We start from the raw sequence: 5,475 nt of genomic DNA on the forward strand, positions 1-5,475 counted from the left end.
CCGCCAGGGCCGACCGCCCCAGCCGAGCCCCCACCGCATCCCGCCACCCGCCGCGCCGTGCAAGAAGCAACAGAGCGAACAAGGAGCAACCGATATGTCCGGGCTGACAAGGCAGAGAGTGAAGTGGGCCTGGTGGATGCTCACCCCGATGCTGGTCGTGCTGCTGGCCGTCGCCGGCTGGCCGCTCGCACGCACGTTGTGGTTCAGCCTGACCGATGCGTCGCTCGCCCACCTCGACGAATGGAAGTTCATCGGCCTCGAGAACTACACCGGTGAGTACGGCGTGCTGCGCGATCCCGACTGGTGGCGCGCGGTGCTCGTCACCGGTGCGTTCGCGCTGCTGTCGGTCACGCTCGAGACCGCGCTCGGCCTCGGCGTCGCCCTGGTCATCAACCAGCCGTCGCGCCTGCGCACGCTGCTGCGCGCCGCGATGCTCGTGCCGTGGGCCATTCCCACCGTGGTGTCGGCGCGCATCTGGAGCTGGATGCTGCACGACCAGTTCGGCGTCGTGAACCACTACCTGCTCGCGTTCGGGCTCATCGCGGCACCGCTCGCCTGGACCGCCGACCCCACGCTCTCGCTCTTCACCGTCGTGATGGTCGACGTCTGGAAGACCACGCCCTTCATGGCCTTGCTGATCCTCGCCGCGCTGCAGATGGTGCCGCTCGACTGCTACGAGGCCGCCAAGGTCGACGGCGTGCCGACCTGGCGCGTCTTCACCCGCATCACGCTGCCGCTGATCGTGCCCGGCGTCGCCGTCGCCGTCGTGTTCCGCACCCTCGATGCGCTGCGCGTCTTCGACGTCATCTACGTGATGACCTCCAACAGCCGCGCCACCAAGAGCATGTCGATCTACGTGCGCGAACAGCTCATCGACTTCCAGCAGGTCGGCTTCGGCTCGGCCTCGGCCACCGTGCTGTTCTTCATGATCGCGCTCGTCACCATCGTGTACCTCGGCGCCACGCGCCGGCGCGTCGAGGAGGCTTCGTCATGAACGGCCCCAGCATCCACAAGCGCACGCCGGCGATGTCGGCGCTGTACTACGCATCCGCCGCGCTGCTGCTGTTCGTCTCGCTGTTCCCGCTGCTGTACGCGGTCTCCACCTCGCTGAAGCAGGGCACCGCGCTGTTCTCGCCCGAGCTGTGGCCGGCACACGCCACCCTCGTCAACTACGCCAGCCTGTTCCGCGACCAGCCGTTCGCCCGCAACCTGCTGAACTCGGCCTTCGTCGCCGGCGGCGTCGTCGCGCTGTCGCTCGCGCTCAGCCTGCCGGCCGCGTGGGCGCTGTCGCGCGTCAGCTTCCGCGGCCGCGGCACGCTGATGCTGACCGTGCTGTCGGCCTCGATGTTCCCGCAGGTCGCGGTGCTGTCCGGCATGTTCGAGCTGGTGCAGGCCCTCGGCCTGTACGACTCGCTGGGCGCCTTGCTGCTCGCCGACCTGGTCATCACGCTGCCGTTCACCGTGTGGGTGCTCGTCACCTTCATGCGCCAGCTGCCGAAAGAGATCGAAGAGGCCGCGATGATGGACGGCCTCGGCGTCTTCACGCTGATCTTCCGCATCTTCATGCCGCTGCTCTGGCCGGCCATGGTGGCTACCGGGCTGCTCGCCTTCATCGCCGCATGGAACGAGTTCCTGTTCGCGCTGACCTTCACGATCAGCACCGAACAGCGCACCGTGCCGGTCGCGATCGCGCTCGTCAGCGCCGGCAGCGGCTACGAGGCCCCGTGGGGCGCGATCATGGCCGCCTCGGTGATCGTCACCTTGCCACTGATCGGGCTGGTGGTCTATTTTCAACGGCAGATCGTGGCCGGCCTGACCGCTGGTTCCGTCAAAGGTTGACTCCCCTTCTTGAACGACACGACCATGACAACTCCAACCGACTGGTGGGCCGGCGCCTGCATCTACCAGGTCTACCCGCGCAGCTTCCAGGACAGCAACGGCGACGGCGTCGGCGACCTCGCCGGCATCACGCAGCGGCTCGACCACATCGCCTCGCTCGGCGCCGACGCGATCTGGATCTCGCCGTTCTTCCGCTCGCCGATGCGCGACTTCGGCTACGACGTCACCGACTACTGCGACGTCGACCCGATGTTCGGCACGCTGGCCGATTTCGATGCGCTGGTGGCACGTGCCCACGCGCTGAAGATCAAGGTGCTGATCGACCTCGTGATCAGCCACACCTCGAAGGACCACCCGTGGTTCGTCGAGAGCCGCGCGAGCCGCGACAACCCGAAGGCCGACTGGTACGTGTGGGTCGATCCGCAGCCCGACGGCTCGCCGCCCAACAACTGGCTGTCGCTGTTCGGCGGCAGCGCCTGGCAGTGGGAGACCAGGCGCCAGCAGTACTTCATGCACAACTTCCTGGCCTCGCAGCCGGACCTGAACTTCCACCACCCGCAGGTGCAGGACGCGGTGCTCGGCRCCGCACAGTTCTGGCTCGAGCGCGGCGTCGACGGCTTCCGGCTCGACACCGTGAACTTCTACTTCCACGACCGGCAGCTGCGCTCCAACCCGCCGCAGCCGGCGGGCCGGTTCGCGGTCGGCGTGCCGCGTGCCAATCCGTACGCCCGGCAGAGCCACCTGTACGACAAGACGCAGCCGGAGAACCTCGCCTTCCTGCAGCGCTTTCGCGCGCTGTGCGACCGCTACCCGGGCATCACCACCATCGGCGAGATCGGCGACGACAACGAGTACGCCACGCTGCGCGCCTACACCACCGGTGCGCGGCTGCACATGGCCTACACCTTCAACCTGATGACCGAACGCCACGAGCCGCGCTACGTGCATGCGGTGCTGGCCGAGATGCTGGCCGAGGCCGGCGACGCCTGGGTGTGCTGGGCGCTGAACAACCACGACGTGGTGCGCGTCGTCACGCGCTGGGCCGGTCTCGGCCCGGCCGAGCGTGTCGCGCCGCTGCTGGTCGGGCTGCTCGGCTCGCTGCGCGGCTCGATCTGCCTGTACCAGGGCGAGGAGCTGGGGCTGGCCGAGGCGGTGATCCCGTTCGAGCAGATCCAGGACCCGTACGGCAAGGAGATGTGGCCCGAGTTCGTCGGCCGCGACGGTTGCCGCACGCCGATGCCGTGGTCGGCCGCGGCGCCGAATGCCGGCTTCACGACCGGCGCGCCGTGGCTGCCGGTGCCGGACGGCCAGCGCCGGCGCGCGGTCGATGCGCAGGCGCCGCAGCCGGTGTCGGTGCTGAACCGCTACCGCGCCTTCCTGAACTGGCGCGCGACGCAGCCGGCGCTGCGCCAGGGCGCGATGGCGCTGCTGCCGGCGCACGACCAGGTGGTCGCGTTCACGCGCGGGGAGGGCGCCGATCAGGTGCTCTGCGCCTTCAACCTGTCGGACCGGCCGGCGCGCCTGGCGCACGGACTGCCCGGCGCGTGGGCGGCGGTCGACGGCCACGGCTTCGGCGGCCGCATCGAGGGCGGCGACATCGTGCTGGAGCCGCAGGAAGCCGTGTTCGCCCGGCCATGATTTGAAGGAATCCCCATGTCCCAGATCCAACTCCGCAAGGTCCGCAAGAGCTTCGCCAACGTCGCGATCCTCAACGATGTCGACCTGACCATCGCCCCCGGCGAGTTCTGCGTCTTCATCGGTCCGTCGGGCTGCGGCAAGTCGACGCTGCTGCGGCTGATCGCCGGGCTCGACGACGTGAGCGGCGGCGAGATCGTGATCGACGGCCGCGTCGTCAACGAACTGCCGCCGGCGCAGCGCAACGTCGCGATGGTGTTCCAGAGCTATGCGCTGTACCCGCACATGTCGGTGCACGAGAACATGGCCTTCGGGCTGCGCCACCACAAGATGCCCGAGGCCGAGATCCAGCGCCGCGTCGCCGAGGCGGCTGCGATGCTGAAGCTCGAACCGCTGCTCGAGCGCAAGCCGCGGCAGCTGTCCGGCGGCCAGCGCCAGCGGGTGGCGATCGGCCGCGCGATCGTGCGCCAGCCGAAGGTGTTCCTGTTCGACGAGCCGCTGTCCAACCTCGACGCGGCGCTGCGCATCAACACCCGCGTCGAGATCGCGAGGCTGCACCGCAAGCTGGGCAACGTCAGCATGGTCTACGTGACGCACGACCAGGTCGAGGCGATGACGCTGGCCGACAAGATCGTGCTGCTGCGCCCCGATGCCGCGGCCAAGGGCCTGCTGAGCGTCGCGCAGATCGGCCGCCCGCTCGACCTGTACCACCGGCCGCAGAACCGCTTCGTGGCCGGCTTCATCGGCTCGCCGTCGATGAACTTCCTGCCGGCGGTGGCGGTCTCGGGCGATGCGGCCCGGCTCGCCTGGCGGCTACCGAACGGGCTGGCCGGCGGCGCGGCGGTCGATGCGGCGCGGGTTACCGCCGGCAGCGACCTGACGCTGGGCGTGCGCCCGGAGCACGTGCAGCTCGGCCAGGGGGAGGGCCGCGGCCAGATCACCCACCTGGAGCACCTGGGCGAGTTCAGCTACGCCTATGTCACCTGGCATGACGCCGAACCGCCACTGCTGGCGAAGGTGACTGACGAGTCACTGAAGCTCGGCGACACCGTCAGCTTCGAGTTGCCGGCGACGCAGCTGCATGCCTTCCTGCCGGATGGGGAGGCGCTGGTCCGCACCGCCGTCCACTGAATTCAGCGCGGCCGCAACGCCGCCGGTATCCAAACGTGAAGCCGGTGAAAGGTGGCTTGTACGGAGCCCGGCCGGTGCGCTTCGGTGATGTAATCGGGTGCCGTTCTGGCAGGACCCCGGGTTTCATCGTCCATGCGTGTGGTAGCCGTCATCAATCGCAAGGGAGGCAGTGGCAAGAGCACACTGGCAACCCACCTTGCCGGCTATTGCGCCCGCCAGGGGCTGAAGGTGATGCTCGGCGACGTCGACCGGCAGCAGTCGTCGCTCGCGTGGCTGAAGCGCCGCGCCGAGCAGCCGGTGGCGCAGGGCGCGCCGGTGGTCGGCTGGGCCGTCGACCCGCGCAGCGTGCTGCGCCCGCCCGCCGGCATCAGCCACGTCGTGATCGACACCCCCGGCGGCCTGCGCGACAGCGAGCTGGCCCGTGTCGTGATGTACGCCGACATGATCGTGATGCCGGTGTGCCATTCGCTGTTCGACCGCGAATCCGCGGCCGCCTGCTACGACGAACTGCACACGCTGCCGCGCGTGGCCAGCGGCCGCTGCAAGGTCGCGATGGTCGGCATGCGGCTCGATGCGCGCACCAAGGCCGCCGAGCAGATGGTGGAGTGGGCGGCGCAGGCGAATTTCCCGTACCTCGGCGCGTTGCGCGAGACGCAGGCCTACGTGCGCTGCGTCGAGCAGGGCGCGACGCTGTTCGACCTGCCGCCCGCCAAGGTGGAGGCCGACCTGGCGCAATGGAAGCCGATCCTCGCGTGGGTCGAGAAGGCCTGGCAGGAGGCGGCGAAGGCCGATGTGGTGGCACGCGCTGCGGCGCGCATGACGGCCCCGCAGGGCGCGGTGCCGGCGGCGGCAGCACCGGCCGCCGTGGTG

5 protein-coding genes are annotated in these 5,475 nt (G+C 69.5%); all 5 read left to right on the top strand.

The window, feature by feature from the left end:
• Positions 1-118: 118 nt before the first annotated feature.
• Positions 119-994: a carbohydrate ABC transporter permease gene (locus AC1D1T_RS29650; protein WP_477826766.1), complete on the top strand. Its 876-nt coding sequence runs from the start codon at positions 119-121 to the stop codon at positions 992-994.
• A complete protein-coding gene (locus AC1D1T_RS29655; RefSeq protein ID WP_465111030.1) occupies positions 991-1,839 on the top strand; it encodes a carbohydrate ABC transporter permease in 849 nt (282 codons plus the stop codon). The genes AC1D1T_RS29650 and AC1D1T_RS29655 overlap by 4 nt, the downstream gene beginning before the upstream one ends.
• Positions 1,840-1,863: 24 nt before the next feature.
• Entirely contained in the window at positions 1,864-3,477 is a 1,614-nt protein-coding gene (locus AC1D1T_RS29660) for an alpha-glucosidase (RefSeq protein WP_477993044.1), read from the top strand.
• Between the two features lie 15 nt (positions 3,478-3,492).
• Complete coding sequence (locus AC1D1T_RS29665) at positions 3,493-4,605, top strand: ABC transporter ATP-binding protein (RefSeq protein WP_047500447.1); 1,113 nt, start codon at positions 3,493-3,495, stop codon at positions 4,603-4,605.
• 132 nt (positions 4,606-4,737) lie between these two features.
• The coding region (locus AC1D1T_RS29670; RefSeq protein ID WP_477993045.1) for a division plane positioning ATPase MipZ at positions 4,738-5,475 on the top strand (738 nt) is incomplete at its 3' end.

It is taken from the genome of Rhizobacter sp. P2_H3 (assembly GCF_056403355.1).

Excerpts from the sequence above, each read along its gene's own strand:
- AC1D1T_RS29655 (WP_465111030.1), top strand. The coding sequence starts at position 991 with ATGAACGGCCCCAGCATCCACAAGCGCACGCCGGCGATGTCGGCGCTG.
- AC1D1T_RS29665 (WP_047500447.1), top strand. The coding sequence starts at position 3,493 with ATGTCCCAGATCCAACTCCGCAAGGTCCGCAAGAGCTTCGCCAACGTC.